We start from the raw sequence: 15920 nt of genomic DNA, 5'->3' as shown, positions 1-15920 counted from the left end.
TTCAGCCTGTGAACGGCGTGCCCTCCACCTCCGGTCGACGGCCGGCCGTCGCCCTCGCGCTGCTGGCCGTGCTGGTCGGAGCGGCCATGCCGGCGTTGGTCGCCTGCCGCGACGAGAAGGTCGAGCCGATCCGCATCCGGATCGCCACCGGCAGCCCCACCGCCGTCTACCACGCCTTCGGCGAGTCGCTGGCGACCATCCTGAACCGGGAACTGCCCGGGGTGCAGGCCAGCGTGGTGGTGACCGCCGCGTCGGCGGAGAACGTCCACCTGGTCGCGACGGGCTCGGCAGAACTCGGTTTCACCCAGGCCGACGTCCTCTCCGGGGCTCCGAACGCCCACCCCGGCGTGGTGGCGGTGGCCCGGGTCTACGACGACCTGCTGCACCTGGTCACCACCGCCGGCTCGCCGGTCCGGACCCTGGCCGACCTGCGCGGCCGGCGGGTGTCGGTGGGTGCCCCCGGCTCCGGCACCGGGATCACCGCCGGCCGGCTGCTCGACGTGGCGGGGCTGGACGGCGGCGTGGTGCAGCGGGAACGGCTCGGCCTGGACGACTCGGTGGCCGCCCTGCGGGAGGGACGGCTCGACGCGTTCTTCTTCTCCGGCGGCCTGCCGGTACGGGCGATCGAGCAGCTCGCCGGCGCCACCGGCATCCGCCTGGTGGACCTGGGCGAGTGGACCGAGCCGCTGCGCCGCAGCCACCGGGAGGTCTACGTATCCCGGGACATCCCCAGTTCGGCGTACGGCGCGGACCCGGTGACCACGGTGGCGAACCCGAACTACCTGGTGGTCGGGGCGGACGTGCCGGAGGCGCTGGTACGGGAGGTGACCCGGCTGCTGATGGAACGCCGGGAGGAACTGGCCGCCGCGCATCCGGCCGCCGGCCGGATGAGTGCCCGTTCGGCCATCGCCACCGTCCCGCTGCCCCTGCACCCGGGCGCGGCCGCCTGGTACCGCGAGAACAAGCCCTGACCGGGCCGCAGCCGGGTCCGGAGGGCAGGCTCAGGTCGCCGCCGGTTTCCGGAGGCCCGGTCGGCCCTCGACGTCCGGCAGGCGGTCCCCAGCCGGCGGGCCTTCCCCAGCCGGGTGGTCGTCCCCCGCCGGGTGGCCGTCGCCGGACGGCGCGGCCGGGAACCACAGTTCCGCGACCAGGCCCCGGGGATCGCCCCGACGCATGGTGAGATGCCCACCGGAGGCGTCCACCAGCACGGCCACGATGGTCAGCCCGAGCCCGGCCCCCTCGACGTTCTGGGCGTCCGGGGCCCGCCAGAACCGTTCGGTCGCCTGTTCGAGCTGGCTGTCGGTCATGCCCGGACCGGTGTCGCCGACCACCACGGTCACCCCGTCCTCGTCCGGCTCGACGTCCACCGTCACCGCGCCGCCGGGACCGCTGAACTTCACCGCGTTGTCGATCAACGCGTCCAGGGCCTGGTCGATGGCGGTCGGCACGGTGAGGGCGTACCGGGGCGCGGAGGCGGCGGTCAGGCGCAGCGTGACCGCCCGGCGGCGGGCCAGCGGCTCCCACGCGGTCACCCGGGAGGCGGCCACCGCCACCGCGTCGACGGTGACCAGGCGGTTCTCCTCCCGCTCGGCGCGGGCCAGGGTGAGCAGCGCGTCGAGCACCTGGGCCAGCCGGTCGGTCTCCTCCAGGGCGAGCCGGTGCTCGGCCCGCCCCTCCGGGTCGGTCAGGCTCGGCCCCAGCTCCTCCACCCGCAGCCGCAGCGCGGTGAGCGGGTTGCGGAGCTGGTGGCTGGCGTGCGCGACGAAGGCCCGCTGGCGGTCCATCACGTCGGAGACCACGTCGGCCATGTGGTTGAAACCGGCGGCGAGACGACGCAGCTCCGGCGGGCCGAGCCGGTGCTGCACCCGGGCGGTGCGGTCCCCCTCGGCGATCTCGTGGGTCACCGCGTCCAACTCGGTGACCGGACGCAGCACCCAACCGGCCAGCCCGAACGCGGTCAGCACGCAGGCCAGCACGGCGAGCAGCCCGATCACCGCGAGCGCGAGCCACCAGGTGGTGACCGCACGGCGTACCGCGTCGACCGGACTGGTGGTGACCACCGCGCCCAGCACCTCGCCGCCGTCGTTGATCGGCACCGCCACCACGATCGGCCCGTCCACCCAGGGCCAGACCGACTCGGTGCCGGTGAACTGCTGACCGGAGAGCGCCACCCGCAACGCCAGCTCGGTGTCCGGCGACGACCGGTAGCCGGCGGAGACCGCCACCGTCCGCTGTTCCCGGTCGACCACGGCCGCGTTGATGCCGTACAGCTTCTCGTAGCTGGCGAGTTCGCCGTCGAGCTGCCCGGTGCCGCCGCCCCGCAGGGCCGGACCGGCGAGCGAGGCGAACCGGGTGGCGTCGGCGAGCCGGTCCGCGCGGACCCGGTCGGTCTCCCGGTTCGCCAGGGTCACCGCGAGCGGGGTCTCCAGCGCCACCAGCACCAACGCCATCAGCAGCAGGTAACTGATGACCAGCCGACGGCGCACCGGAACCTCACTCGCCCCGGAGCCGGTAGCCGACCCCGCGCACGGTCTCCACCAGGCGCGAGTCGCCCAACTTGCTCCGCAACGACCCGACGTGCACCTCGACGGTGTGCCGGTCGGCCCAGGTGGTGCCCCAGACGTCGAGCAGGATCCGCTCGCGTGGCACCACCGTGCCGGGCTGGCGGGCCAGCGAGACGAGGATGTCGAACTCCTTGCGGGTCAGGGCGACCGGCCGGTCGTCGACGGTGACCGTACGGGCGGCCACGTCGATCCGGAGCCCACCGGCGGTGATCCGGTCCGGTTCCGGGGCGGCCCGGGCGGCCCGGCGCAGCACCGCCTCGATGCGCGCCTGCAACTCGACCATGGAGAAGGGCTTCACCACGTAGTCGTCCGCGCCGAGGCGGAGCCCGAGCACCCGGTCCCGCTCCTCGCCCCGGGCGGTGACCGCGATGATGCCGATCTGCGCGCTGCGCCGCCGCAGTTCCCGGCACAGTTCGGTGCCGTCCCCGTCCGGCAGGGTCAGGTCGAGCAGCACCAGGTCGCACGGCGCGGCGGCCAGGGCCGCCGCCACGGTCGCGGCGTGCTCGACCTGGTAGCCCCGCCGGCCCAACGCCGACGACAGGGCCGCCGCCACCCGGCGGTCGTCCTCCACCAGCAGGACCCGCACCCGCACCCCCTCCGCCGTTGAGCCCCCGGTCAGCGAATGGTGCCAGACCGGCTGGCCCGGCGACACCCCTGGCCGGGAGGGCACCGGGCCGGTGGTCGGCGAGCGGGCCGCACCGGCGGTGGTGGCACGGCCGGTGGGGCCGCACCGGCGGTGGTGGCACGGCCGGTGAGGCCGCACCGATGGTGGAGGAACGGCCGGCGGGGCGGCCGGTCGCCCGCGTACCGCCGGGACACTCCGCCGGGGCGGCCGTGCGGGTAAGCGTCCGGAGTGGGCGGGGCCGCCGGTTATGCTTCCGGCTGCCGTGGTGCTCCCTGGCGTCCCGCCGGGACCGCGGTGACCGAGCACGCGCGACGACGCCGGGCGGGGTCCGTCCCGCCGGCCGCCGGACGTGCGTCACACCGGCGCGCCCCGCGCCCTGCGAACACTGTGAGTGGAGCTCATGAGCCAAGGAACCGACCAGGTCTTCGTGCACCCGTCCGCCGACGTCGAGGAGGGCGCCCGGATCGGGGACGGCACGAAGGTCTGGCACCTGGCGCACGTCCGGTCCACCGCCCGGATCGGCGGCGGCTGCGTGATCGGCCGCAACGTCTACGTCGACAGCAACGTGGTGATCGGGGACCTCTGCAAGGTCCAGAACAACGTCTCGGTGTACCAGGGGGTGACCCTGGAGGACGAGGTCTTCGTCGGCCCGTGCGCCGTGTTCACCAACGACTTCCGGCCCCGGGCGCAGAACCCGGACTGGCAGATCACCCCGACCCTGGTGCGTCGGGGCGCCTCCATCGGCGCGAACGCGACCCTGGTCTGCGGGATCGAGGTCGGCGAGTACGCGATGATCGCCGCCGGCTCGGTGGTGACCCGGGACGTCGCCCCGTACCAGCTCGTCGCCGGCAACCCGGCCCGGCCGAAGGGCTGGGTGAACGAGAAGGGCGAGGTCGTCTCCCGCGACCCGGCCAATCCGCCCGCCCGCGCCTGAGGTGGTAGCAGGGGCCCCCTGTTACCGCTTTTTGTCGTGCAGGGGGCCCCTGCTACCACCCGGCGCGAGCGTGCACCGGCGAGCAGTGGGCACGTGAGCGTCGTGCGGTACGTGGCGGCTGACGCGTGCGGGCCGCAGACGACACGGACGGACCCCGACCGGAATCGGTCGGGGTCCGTGTCGACCTCGGGCGCGGCGCGGCGGGCCGCTGCGGCTCAGCCGCCGATGACGACGCGCCGGACGTCGGCCCAGCGGGCCGGGTCGGTCACCCGCCGGCCGTCGACCAGCACCCGCACGTCGGGCAGGTCGCTGGCGGCCAGCGAACGGTACTCGGCGTGGTCGGCCTGCACGACCGCGGCGGTGACCCGCTCACCGTTGTAGGCGGGCAGCCCGTGCGCGGTCAGCTCCTCGGCGGTGTACATCGGGTCCGAGACGTACGGCCGGGCACCCCGGGCGCGCAGCGCCTCCACCGTCGGGAAGACCCCGGAGAAGGCGGTCTCCTTCACCCCGCCCCGGTAGGCGGCACCGAGCACCAGCACCTCCGCGCCGGTGAGGTCGCCGTACGCGGCGGCGAGCAGGTCGACGGCGTAGTCCGGCATCGCCGCGTTCGCCTCACGGGCGGACCGGACCACGGTGGCGGCCGGGTCGTTCCAGAGGTACATCCGGGGGTAGATCGGGATGCAGTGCCCGCCGACGGCGATGCCCGGCGAGTGGATGTGGCTGTACGGCTGGCTGTTGCAGGCCGCGATGACCTTGAGCACGTCCACGCCGACGGTGTCGGCGAAGCGGGCGAACTGGTTGGCCAGCCCGATGTTGACGTCCCGGTAGGTGGTCTCGGCGAGCTTGGCCAGCTCGGACGCCTCGGCGGAGCCGAGGTCCCAGACGCCGTTGGGCTGGTCGAGGTCGGCGCGCTCGTCGAAGTCGAGGACCGACTCGTAGAAGCTCACGCCGTGCGCCGCGGACGCCTCGTCGATGCCGCCGACCAGCTTCGGGTAGCGGCGCAGGTCGGCGAAGACCCGGCCGGTGAGCACCCGCTCGGGGCTGAACACCAGGTGGAAGTCCTTGCCGGCGGTGAGCCCGGAGCCCTGCTCCAGCATGGGCGCCCAGCGGTTGCGGGTGGTGCCGACCGGCAGAGTGGTCTCGTAGCTGACCAGGGTGCCCGGCTTCAGTCCGGCGGCGATGGCCCGGGTGGCGTCGTCCATCCAGCCGAAGTCCGGCACGCCCTCGGCGTCGACGAACAGCGGTACGACCACCACGACGGCCTCGCTGTCGGCCACCGCGGCGGCGGTGTCGGTGGTGGCCGAGAGGAGACCGGCCGAGACCACCTCCTTGAGCTTGACGTCCAGATCGGTTTCCCCGGGGAACGGCACCGCACCGTCGTTGACCAGGCTGACCACCCGCTCGGAGACGTCGGCACCGAGAACCCGGTGCCCCTTCGTCGCGAACTGCACGGCCAGCGGCAGTCCGATCTTCCCGAGGGCGACGACGCAGATGTTCATGTCTACTACTTTCCTCCTAGTGGGAGCCTGCGCCGCAGGCGGGCCATCACCCGGCGTGGCGTCACAGGTGCTACGGCGACGATCAGTTGACCCTTGTGGTTGATGGTGGCGGTCAGGACGTGCAGACGCGCGCCCCGGCGGACCACCACACGCTGGGGCACCGCCCGACGGGGACCGCGCAGGGGGGCCGTCCCGGTCGTACCGAACGCGTCGATCCGCGCCTGGATGAGTCGAAGCTTACCGCCGGGGGCCAGGTCGGTGAGGAGAGCGGGCAACAGAATGCGGGCCCGGATGGTGGTGCCGGTGATGTCCGGAACCAGTTCGGTCGTCTCCGCCGGCACCTCGCCCGCCATCACCTTCAACGCGGAGGCCAGGTGCGGCAGGTCGGGACGGGGGCTGCGGGCGGTCACCAGGAGGGTGCGGGAGCCCTCGAAGGCGACCTGGACGGTGTCGAGCCGGGCGATCCACTCCGCGGCGTTGCCGGTGATCTCGAACCAGTGGTCCGAGATGCCGAGGCGGGGGTCACGGAAGCCGGGGTAGTCGGCGTACCACCGGTCGTCCTCGACCACCGTCGGCGGGTTGCCCTGGTCGGCGTCCAGCCGGATCACCGCGAGCAGGTCGTCCAGCTCGCCGTGCCAGGCCAGGGCGAGCCGGACCCGGGTTTCGATGCCGAGCTGGTCGCGGATGGTGTCGGTGAGGTACCGCTCGGCCAACGACCGCACCCCGGCCTGGACGCTGGCCTGGGTGGGCCGGTCCAACCCCAGGAAGTCGTTCTCCAGCAGCCGGGCGACCTCCCAGGCGAAGTGGCGCAGCAGCACGGCGTCCCGGCGTGGGCCGGCCTCGATCAGCCCGCCCACGAAGTCCATGATCGACTCGGCGCAGTGCAGCCGTTCCAGGTGCCGGCTCTTGTAGGTGATGTTGTGCGCGTTGAACCGGCGCACCGCGAAGTAGTAGTCGTAGTCGGCGAGCACGGAGACCCGCCGGGCCCGGTAGCAGGCCTCGATGGTGAACGGCTGGTCGCTGCCGACCGGCATGTCCTCCGGGTAGCGCAGCTTGTGCCGCTCGACCAGGTCACGCCGGAACAGTTTGGTGTTCGACAGCGAGAACGGCAGCGGCGAGGTGAACAGGTCGACGTCCGACTGGGTCGACTCGAAGATCGCCTGGTGGATGTACCGGCTGTTCACCCCGACCATCCGCCCGAGCACCACGTCGGCGTCCTGCCGGTCGGCGGCGGCGACGAGCCGTTCCAGCGCCTCCGGGCCGAGGTAGTCGTCCGATCCGATGAAGAAGACGTACCGGCCGGTGGCGATCTCCAACGCGCGGTTGCTCGGGTTCGCCGGGCCACCGGAGTTCGCCTGGTGGATCACCTTCACCGTGCCCGGGTACGCCTTGGCGAACCGGTCCAGCTCCCGGCCGCTGCCGTCGGTGGAGCCGTCGTCCACCGCGACGACCTCCAGCCGGTCGAGCCCGATCGTCTGCTCCAGCACCGACGTCAGACACCGGGTGAGGTAGGGCATGGTGTTGTAGACGGCGGTGATGACGGTCACGTCGGGGACGGTCACGCGCCGGCCCCCACCGCCGGCCAGTCGGCCGCTGGGTCCACGGCCGGGGCCGGGTGCGTCCCGGGCGGTGTCGGGCCGGGCCGGCCCGGCAGGAGCCGGCGGTAGACGGCGTCCAGCACCTCGGCCTGCGCCTCCCAGGTCCAGCTCTCCAGCAGGCCGGGACGGTCGTAGGCGGCCCGGTAGCGCTCGGGGTCGGCGAGCACCGCTCTGACGGCCCGGACGTAGTCGGCCACGTCCTCGGCGCGGAACACCTCGCCCTGGCCGGTGGAGCGCACCGTACCGGCCATCGTCTTCACGTCGCTGACCACCATCGGCAACCGGGCGTGCGAGTACTCGAAGAACTTCGTGATCAGCGCGATCTCGTGGTTGGGCCAGTGGTGGATCGGGATCACCCCGGCGTCCGCCCCGGAGAGGAAGGGCACCACCTGCCAGTGCGCCACGTACGGCAGGGCGTGCACCCGGTCGGCGACGCCGAGCCGCGCCGCGCGGGCGAGCACCCCGGTCACGTACGGACCGGCGGGCTTGTTGACCACCAGCGCGACGTGCACGCCGGGCAGTTGCGGCAGCGCGTCGACCATGACGTCGAGGCCACGCTGCTTCGCCGCCGCCCCGCTGTACACCAGCAACGGCACGTCCGGGCCGACTCCACAGAGGGCACGCAGGTCGGGCGCGGGCGCGTCCGGGACCAACTCGCCGTGGTCCGCCGCCGGGGCGTTGAGCACCACGTCCGGCATGGACGCCAGTCCGTGTTCGCGGCGCAGCAGCTCGGCCAGGCCGTCGGAGACGGTCATCACCGCGTCGGCGTAGGGGGCGTACTCCCGCTCGTGGGCCCGGTGCGCGGGCAGCCACCGGGCGTTGTCCTGCCACGGCTTCAGTCCGGGCAGGAACTCGTGCGCGTCCCAGACCACCTTGATCTCACGCCCCTGGGCGGCGGCACGGATCTTGGCACGGGCGGCGACCCCGAGCATCCGGAAGTCGTTGGCGTGGATCAGGTCGGGCCGCAGTTCGTCGATCACCGGCCCGTAGGCCAGCTCGTAGTCCCACAGGCCCGGCTCCAGCCGCCGCCACGCGCCGTCGCCCTTCACCGTCTGCCAGAACTTGGTGTACGCGCGGTCCCAGGGGTTACGGAAGCGGCGCCGGGTACGGGCCTGGGTCAGCATCCAGTACCGCCCCGAGACCCAGGTGCGGGTCAGCTTCGCCGCGAACTCCTCGGCCTTCAGCGCCCGGCGGCGCAGCGCCAGGCGGGGCGTGGCCGGATCGGCGACGGCGAGCTGCGCGGCCCGGACGGTCAGATCGGCACGCCACGCCTTCACGGCCTGTGCGCGGTGGGCGGCGATCCCGCTCGGCGGGTACGCCAGCGGCCAGCGCAGCCAGGCCCGGCGGAACTCGTGCCGGCGGCGGGCCAGCGGGGCCGGCATGGCGAGCAGGCGGACCTGCGCGTCGCCCAGCAGCCAGGTGCGCTCCTGGTCCACCGGGGAACGGCCGAGCAGGATGACCTCCCAGCCGGCCTCGGCGGCCGAGCGGGCGGCCTTTTGCACCCGCGAGTCACCATTGACACCGTTGTCCACGAGCATGACAACCCGTCCACGGAACTGCGTGGCACCGTCGAATGCCATTCTGCCGTTCTCTGCCTCTCTGCGGACTGCATGGTGGGCGAAGGGCCCGCGCGGCGAGCACGGCCGGCCGGCACGCCGGGAATCCGCCCATTGGCCCTGGCGAGTCTACGGTAGGCCGTCCGGCTCCGACCGCCACCTCGCCTCGGGTCGGACCGCCCGCCAGCGCCCCTGTTCCGAGCTGGGCATCTGTCCGTCGGCGGGCGATCGGACCGGTCAGGGAAGGTCCCGGGGTGCCTTCTCCGCCGAGCGGTTGAGCGCCGCGTCCACCACGGCGGCGACCAGCAGCACCAGAACGATCCGGAGGTAGATCGCCTCCTGGATGCCGAAGCGGCTGTACTCGCCGGCCGAGAACATCAGGCTGGCCAGGACGCTGACCAGACTGACCGGAATGAGGACGACCCCCGCGACCATGAGCCAGCGCCGACGCCGCCAGGCCCCGCCCCACAGGCCCAGGACGACCGCCAGCAGAGCCACCGCCGCGCCCAACGGGAGCACCAGGTCCCGGGCCGGGAAGTAGACCGCCCGTACGGGCGCGGGGAGCAGCGGCACGGTCGTGCCGTAGGCGTTCGGGAGCGGGCCGTTGAGCGCCTCGGGCAGGATCCGGCCGGTGATGGCGAGGTAGTGCCCGGGGTCGGCCAGGACGTACCGGTACCCCGAGGAGAACTTGTACTTGTCCGCCCAGGCCACGAGGTCCGGGCAGTTCTCGTAGGCGTTCCTCATCGAGGAGATCTGGTAGCGGACCCGGGAGCCCACCATCTCGGCGCCCGGGCAGACCGGCATGCCGAGTTCCTCGTAGTAGGTCGCGCGCATCTTGGGGTCGTCCATGATCTGGGCCGTCAACCGGTAGAGGAAGGTCTCCTCGGTCTGCGGCAGGCCCGAGGCGCTCCACTTCTGGAAGGCCCCGTCGGTGCGGTCCAAAATCACGGCGTTGCCGGCCAGCGCCACGAGCAGCACGGCCAGGCTGGCCAGCGCGAGCCGCCGACGTTCCCGGCTGCGCCAGGCCAACCCGGCGAGCACCAGCAGGAGGATCCCGACGAAGACCAGCACGTCCTGTCGAGTGAAGATCCACCACACCGTGCTCGCCGTCATCGCGACCAGGGCGATCCGGGACCCGGTCCGCAGCCAGAGCACCAGCAGACCGGCGGTGAGCAGCCCCAGGTTGATGGAGAGCGCTTCGGAGAGCAGCGCGTGGTCCCAGAGGTAGACCGGGGGCGTGAGCGCCAGCCCGAAGAGGGCGACAGCCATCACCACGCGGGGCAGCAGGCTGCGCAGACAGACCCAGAGCGCGACCACCAGCACCACCCACGCGACGATCGCCACCAGCGTCTGGAGGACGATCCGGGTCCGGTCCGAGTCGGCCAGCGAGTAGAGCAACGGCGTGCCCCAGAGTCTCGGCGACCTGCCGGTGAACGACAACGTGGCGGTCGGGTCCGACTGGTCCAGCCGGCCCGCGTAGGAGCCCGAGTCGTAGGCCCGGTAGGGGGCGCCGCGCGTCAGGAGGAACAGACGGGCGAGCACGTACGCGGCGACGAGAGAGGTGAGGACGATGCCCGAGGGGCGACGGAGGGCGGCCAGCCGGTGCCGGCGCGACGCCGTCGGGGCGTCTTCCTGGGGCTGATCGCTGACAAGCGGAGGACGCGTCGCCACGAGCTTCCTAAGTGGTTGTTTCCTCGGCGATTCGGCTGGTCCGAGGGCTGGGCTGGAGGAAGTTAGGGTCGATGGTAGACCGGCCGCGACCACCGGACCGGGTCAGGGAAGTTGCCGGGGCGTGACCAGAGGCAGGTCACGCCCCGACACCGGTCGTCAGCTCCGGGACTCCGGCGGTACGAGTGACGTGGTCACCGTCATGCCGGGTCGCCGCCGGGCCAACTGCCACCCGATGGTCACCCCGTAGACGCCGGCGACCACGACCCGTTCGGTGGCGGGCAGGTCGAGCTTCGGCAGCACGTCGCGCTGCACGATCCGCCACAGCACCTTGGGCCGTACCAGGCGGTAGCCGGCGTAGAAGACGGAGGTGTGGAACGACTTGGCCATCTTGCCGTGGGTGCGCTGGAGGTTGGAGACGACCAGCTCCGGCCAGAGGGTCTCGCTGCTGCGGGCCCGCTTCTTGGCCACCGAGAAGACCTTTCCGGGAACCCGGAAGACGACCAACCGCTCGGCCCGGAGCAGTGGCCGACGCCGCTCCGCGGCGTCCAACGGGAGGAGCCGCACCCGCTCGTCGACGTCGGACCGGCGCCACTGCTCCGGATCGTTGGTGATCACGTCGACGCCGTACCCCCGTTCGAGGACCCGGTCGACGTACTCGCGGACGAGCTTGAACTGCGGCGGACTGATCGCCACCAGCACCACCCGGGCCGCCTGCGCGTCGGTCACCCGGGCCGGCGCGGACGGGGTGGTGGCGACCAGAGCGGTGGCCGGGGCGGCCGGGGTGACGTCGCCCGCCGGCCCGGCCTCCGGAGCCGTGAACACCTCCTGGAGCCGGGCCCGGACGCTGGCCCGGCCGTACCGCTCGACCAGGACGGCCCGGGCGGCCGGCAGATCCAGCTCGTGCCGGCGTCCACGGAGCGTCCGGAAGCCGTCCACGAGGACCGCCGGGTCGTCGCTGACCTCGACGAGGAGGCCCGCCCGGCCGTTCAGCCCGCTCAGGGTCTCCTGTGGGCCCTGGCTCCCCGCCACCAGCACCGGCGTACCCGATGCCACGGCCTCCACCACCGTCATGCCGAACGTCTCCGCCGGACTGGCGTGCACCAGCAGGTCGTGCGTCCGCATGAGCGCGGGGACCTCGGCCGGTGGCACCGCGGCGCGCAGGTCGATCCGACCGGCGAGGTCGCTGCGCCCGGCGAGCTCACGCACCCGCTCCACCAGCGGCCCCGAGCCGACCAGGGTGAGCGTGGCGCGCGGTTCCTCGGCCGCGACCGCCGTGAACGCGGAGAGCAGGATGTGCACGCCCTTCTGCTCGCTCAACCGCCCCACGTAGAGCCAGCGGAGCAGGTCCTGCGGCGGGTCCGGGCGCATCGCGAAGCCGTCGAAGTCGATCGCGTTCGGCACCACGCGCACCTTGTGGGCGTGGTGCGGGAACTGGTCGCAGACCTCGTCGCGCAGGTGCTGGCTGACGCAGAGGAAGACGTCCGCGCGCTGCAACGCCTCCTCGTAGAGACGACGTGCCGCCGCCTGCTGGAAGATCGGTCGCAGGAAGCTGGCGTGCTCGGTGACGACGACCCGCGCCTCCGGCCGGGCGAGACGGGCGGCGACCACCCCGCCGTAGATGCCGGTGTGCGCGTGCACGACCGGAGCCTCGATCCGGCCGGTCGGCAGGGCCTGCCGCATCGCCGCGACGTGGGCGAGCGCCCACGTCGCGTACTCCCGGCGGGAGGAGATCGGCACCGGCACCCGGGTCAACTCACCAGCGGGGGTGTCACGCACCCCGGGTCCGGCCAGCCGGCCCGTCAGTCGCTCCGCCGCCACCCTGATCGCCTCGGCGGTCGGGACGTCGTAGCGGTAGGGCCAGTCCTCGGTGTGCAGGATGGAGATCCGTGGGTGGTCTCCGCGCACGGCGCCGATCGTGGCCTCGACGAACGCCCCGGCCAGGGGGTTGTTCGGCGACGGGTACCAGGGCGTGACGACGGCGAGGTCCGCGGGGGCGGGACGGCGTCCCGGCTCCGCCACCGGTTCGAGGGCGACGACGAGGTCCCGGCGGGCGGCCTCCCAGACCGCCGGGAAGGCGTAGGCGTCACCAGCGACCACGAGGTCCGCGTCCCGCAGCGGCCCGTCCGAGGCGCGCAGCAGGTGCCGGGCCGCCCGCGAGGTGGCACGCGCGTCCGCGCCGCCGACGCGGTGCACCGGCACGCCCGCCGGCAGGTCGACGTCGGCCCACTCGGGCAGGTCGGGGGCGACGAGCACGACCTGCGTACCGGCGGCCACGAGTTCGGCGGTCTGCCGTTCGGCCGCCCGCACCCGGTGCGGACCGAGCGCCACGTAGACGGCCTTGCGGGGGTTCGCGCTCAACGGGTCTCCTTCACCAGCGCCCGAAGGCGGGCCTCCCAGGGCCCGAGCGTCGCGCTCCGGGTGTATCTCTCGGCATGTTCCTGGGCGGCGGCGTGCCGGGACTCGTCGCCCTCCCGGGCCGCCTTGGCGGCGCGGACGAACGAGTCGGCCACGGAGTCCGCGTCCAACCGGGCGCCGGCGAACCAGAGCGGGTAACCCTCCAGCACCTCGGTCGCGGCGATGTCCGGCCGGTGCACGGAGACGATCGGCTTACCGGACGCCATGTACTCGAAGACCTTGCCCGACGTGACGTACTTCGCGCCGGGCACGCAGAAGACCAGCGCGTCGGTCTCCTCGTACACCCGGGCGACGTCGGCTTTGCCGAACGGGCCCCGGTACCGGACGCCGACGCTCTCGTGCCGCGTCAGCTGGTCCCGCAGCGACTCGGCGTACTGGGCGAAGAAGCCCAGGTGGCCGTGGATGTGCAGTTCCGCATCGGCCAGCAGGGGGTTGGTACGGGCCCGCCGCCAGCCCTCGAAGAGCACGTCCATCGGCAGGTAGGGGGTCACGGTGCCGAGGTAACCGAAGCGCAGCGGACGGTCCGGCTCCGGTGGCTGGAACGCGGGGCGGCCGACGAACTCCGGTTCCCACCCGTTGGGCACCACGGTCATCCGGTCCGCGGCGAAGGGGTACCGCTCGGCGTGCCACTGCCGCATGCCGTCGTTGACGAAGACCACCTCGGCCGCGTCCCGCAGCACCCGGGCCTCCCAGGCCGCCGTCCGGGTGCCCTCGCCGAACCGCACCTGTTCGGTGAACTGGTTGAACGTCCACGCGTCCCGGTAGTCGACCACGTACGGCACCCGCCACGCCCGGCCCAGCGCCCAGGCCGCGGCGAACGAGACGAACGGGTTGCCGGTGGCGACGACGAGGTCGAAGCGACGCCGGGCGTGCAGCTTGAACGCGCGACTCAGCAGCCCGGGAATCCACCCGACGTAGTGCTCGGGGAGGAACGTGCTCTGGATCCGGCGGTAGATCCGGTCGGTCAGCACCGGGAACGACCTGCGCAGCCGGTTGAACCGACGGACGTCGTTCTCCCAGTGGTAGGTGTTCATCGGCGGTCGCTCGACCCGTACCCGGGGGTCGACGGTCGCCTCCAGGGTCTCGTCACCGCCCCCCTCCAGGTGGTAGCTGAAGAACTCGCGGGGTGCGGTGATCACGGTCACGTCCCAGCCCGCCTCGGCGAAGTGGTTGGCCGTGGCCCGACCGCGGAAGACACCACTCGCCCGGCTCGGCGGGAAGAAGAACGACAGGTAGAGCACCCGCAGCGGCCGCCCGCCGGGCTTGTCGACGGCGGCCGCTCCGGCCGGGGATCCACTCGATCCGGTGGGGTCGGTCGACTTGATGTCTTGTCGCATCGTGCTTTCTTCTGTTGAGGGTCGCGGCCCCGCCCGATGCCGGGGCCGTTGGCGCCAGGGAGAAGCGTCCGGCCGCGACTCCCACCATCACCATCGTGACAGCAGGTCGGTCTCACCCGACCTGCGCGAAGGGTCCGGCGCCGACGGTGGGGCCGGCCGGCTCGGTCGGACCGGCGCCGCCGGACGGGCGGGCGGCACCGGGGAGGAGGCGGGTGTAGACGTCGTCCAGCACCTTCGCCTGCGCCTCCCAGGTCCAACTCTCCAGCAGACCCGGCCGGTCGTACGCCGCCCGGTGACGCTGCCGGTCGGCGAGCACCGCCCGGACGGCCCGGACGTAGTCCGCCACGTCCTCGGCCCGGAACACCTCGCCCTGTCCGGTCGAACGGACAGTCTCCGCCATGGTCCGGACGTCACTGACGACCAGCGGCAGTCGCGCATGCGAATACTCGAAGAACTTCGTGATCAGCGCGATCTCGTGGTTGGGCCAGTGGTGGATCGGGATCACCCCGACGTCCGCGCTCGCCAGGAACGGCACCACCTGCCAGTGCGCCACGTACGGCAGGACGTGCACCCGGTCGACGACGCCGAGTTCCGCGGCCCGGGCCCGCAGTCCCTGGAGGTAGGGGCTGTCCGGCTTGTTGACCACGAAGGCGACGTGCACACCGTCGAGCTGCGGCAACGCCTCCACCATCGTGGCGAGCCCGCGCTGTTCCGCCGCCGCCCCGCTGTAGACCAGCAACGGCGTCTCCGGTCGCACCCCGCAGCGGGCGCGCAGGTCGGGCGTGGACTCCGCCCCGACCGGCTCACCGTGGTCGGCCGCCGGGGCGTTCAACACGACGTCCGGCTGCTCGGCGAGACCGTGGGTCGTCCGCAGGAGGTCCGCCAGCGACTCCGAGACGGTCATCACCGCGTCGGCGTACGGGGCGTACTCGCGCTCGTGCGCGACGTGCGCCGGCAGCCACCGGGCGTTGTGCCGGACCGGGCGTACCCCCGGCAGGAACTCGTGCGCGTCCCAGACCACCTTCACCGGGCGGCCCCGCGCCGCGGCCCGCGTCTTCGCCCGCGCCGCCACGCCCAGCATGCGGAAGTCGTTGGCGTGGATCAGGTCGGGCTTCAACGCGTCGACCGTCGGCCCGAACGCGAGTTCCCAGTCCCACAGCCCCGGGGCCAGCCGCCGCCATGCGCGATCACCGAGCAGCCGCTGCCAGAACGCCGTGCACGCCCGGTCCCAGGGACCGTGCAGGGTGCGCGGCGAGCGGCCCTGCTGGGCCACCCGGAAGGCGACCCACCGCTCCAGCAGGCCCGCCGCGGTCTCCTCGGCCCGGAGCCGGGGTGACGATCCCCGTTGGGCGCTCCGTACGGCGAGGTCCGCCCGCCAGGCCCGCACCCACTGAGTCCGGTGTGCCGCCAGGCCGCCGGGCGGGTACGCCAACGGTGCCCGCAGCCAGCGCCGGCGGTACTGGTGACGGTGCTTGGCCAGGTTGGCGGGCACCGGAAGCAGCCGCACCTGGGCGTCCCCCAGCGACCAGCTCTCCGGCAGACCGGACGGTGACCGGCCGAGCAGGACCACGTCCCAGCCGGCGGCAGCGGCCGACCTTGCGGTCTTCTGCACCCGGGAGTCACCGTTGACGCCATTGTCCACCAGCATGACGATTCGTCCACGTGCGCGATGGACGTCGCCGGTAACCTCGGACACCATCTAGCTACGCGCCCCTCCGTCG

The 15920-nt window shown here is 73.1% G+C and carries 11 protein-coding genes; 2 read left to right on the top strand and 9 right to left on the bottom strand.

What is annotated here, in order from left to right:
- Positions 1–17 precede the first annotated feature (17 nt).
- Positions 18–971, top strand: a complete 954-nt coding sequence (locus tag QSK20_RS06550; protein ID WP_502888866.1) for a TAXI family TRAP transporter solute-binding subunit — start codon at positions 18–20, stop codon at positions 969–971.
- A 30-nt stretch (positions 972–1001) separates the two neighbouring features.
- Here the strand turns inward: QSK20_RS06550 and QSK20_RS06545 are convergent, their stop codons facing one another.
- Together QSK20_RS06545 and QSK20_RS06540 are read right to left on the bottom strand one after the other, a co-directional pair.
- Positions 1002–2486: a sensor histidine kinase gene (locus QSK20_RS06545; RefSeq protein ID WP_285787634.1), complete on the bottom strand. Its 1485-nt coding sequence runs from the start codon at positions 2484–2486 to the stop codon at positions 1002–1004.
- A gap of 7 nt (positions 2487–2493) precedes the next feature.
- On the bottom strand, positions 2494–3150 hold the full coding sequence (locus tag QSK20_RS06540; protein WP_285787633.1) for a response regulator transcription factor: 657 nt from the start codon (positions 3148–3150) through the stop codon (positions 2494–2496).
- A 439-nt stretch (positions 3151–3589) separates the two neighbouring features.
- On the opposite strand from QSK20_RS06540, the gene QSK20_RS06535 reads away from it, so the two are divergent.
- Positions 3590–4123, top strand: a complete 534-nt coding sequence (locus tag QSK20_RS06535) for an acyltransferase (RefSeq protein WP_285787632.1) — start codon at positions 3590–3592, stop codon at positions 4121–4123.
- Between the two features lie 215 nt (positions 4124–4338).
- On the opposite strand, the gene QSK20_RS06530 is transcribed toward QSK20_RS06535, so the two are convergent.
- From QSK20_RS06530 to QSK20_RS06500, 7 genes are all read right to left on the bottom strand, one after another.
- The gene (locus QSK20_RS06530; RefSeq protein ID WP_285787631.1) at positions 4339–5622 is read right to left on the bottom strand and encodes a nucleotide sugar dehydrogenase; all 1284 of its coding nucleotides are present in this window, start codon (positions 5620–5622) and stop codon (positions 4339–4341) included.
- Positions 5623–5627: 5 nt separating this feature from the next.
- Positions 5628–7184: a glycosyltransferase family 2 protein gene (locus QSK20_RS06525; RefSeq protein WP_285787630.1), complete on the bottom strand. Its 1557-nt coding sequence runs from the start codon at positions 7182–7184 to the stop codon at positions 5628–5630.
- On the bottom strand, positions 7181–8758 hold the full coding sequence (locus QSK20_RS06520) for a glycosyltransferase family 4 protein (RefSeq protein WP_285787682.1): 1578 nt from the start codon (positions 8756–8758) through the stop codon (positions 7181–7183). The genes QSK20_RS06525 and QSK20_RS06520 overlap by 4 nt, the downstream gene beginning before the upstream one ends.
- Positions 8759–9013: 255 nt before the next feature.
- Positions 9014–10447: a hypothetical protein gene (locus QSK20_RS06515; RefSeq protein ID WP_285787629.1), complete on the bottom strand. Its 1434-nt coding sequence runs from the start codon at positions 10445–10447 to the stop codon at positions 9014–9016.
- Between the two features lie 156 nt (positions 10448–10603).
- Entirely contained in the window at positions 10604–12805 is a 2202-nt protein-coding gene (locus tag QSK20_RS06510) for a glycosyltransferase family 4 protein (RefSeq protein ID WP_285787628.1), read from the bottom strand.
- Complete coding sequence (locus QSK20_RS06505) at positions 12802–14199, bottom strand: glycosyltransferase (RefSeq protein ID WP_285787627.1); 1398 nt, start codon at positions 14197–14199, stop codon at positions 12802–12804. The genes QSK20_RS06510 and QSK20_RS06505 overlap by 4 nt, the downstream gene beginning before the upstream one ends.
- Before the next feature lie 112 nt (positions 14200–14311).
- Entirely contained in the window at positions 14312–15847 is a 1536-nt protein-coding gene (locus tag QSK20_RS06500; RefSeq protein ID WP_285787626.1) for a glycosyltransferase family 4 protein, read from the bottom strand.
- Between the last annotated feature and the right edge of the window lie 73 nt (positions 15848–15920).

Source organism: Micromonospora sp. NBRC 101691, from assembly GCF_030269285.1.
Taxonomy (GTDB): Bacteria; Actinomycetota; Actinomycetes; order Mycobacteriales; family Micromonosporaceae; genus Micromonospora; species Micromonospora echinospora.
Note: the sequence above shows the minus strand (reverse complement) of the source record. Positions and strands in the feature narration are given on the sequence as shown.

What these genes read in the sequence shown, in the direction of transcription:
- QSK20_RS06535 (WP_285787632.1), top strand. Translation starts at nt 3,590, where the DNA reads ATGAGCCAAGGAACCGACCAGGTCTTCGTGCACCCGTCCGCCGACGTC.
- QSK20_RS06520 (WP_285787682.1), bottom strand. Translation starts at nt 8,758, where the DNA reads ATGCTCGTGGACAACGGTGTCAATGGTGACTCGCGGGTGCAAAAGGCC.
- QSK20_RS06505 (WP_285787627.1), bottom strand. Translation starts at nt 14,199, where the DNA reads ATGCGACAAGACATCAAGTCGACCGACCCCACCGGATCGAGTGGATCC.
- QSK20_RS06530 (WP_285787631.1), bottom strand. Translation starts at nt 5,622, where the DNA reads ATGAACATCTGCGTCGTCGCCCTCGGGAAGATCGGACTGCCGCTGGCC.
- QSK20_RS06500 (WP_285787626.1), bottom strand. Translation starts at nt 15,847, where the DNA reads ATGCTGGTGGACAATGGCGTCAACGGTGACTCCCGGGTGCAGAAGACC.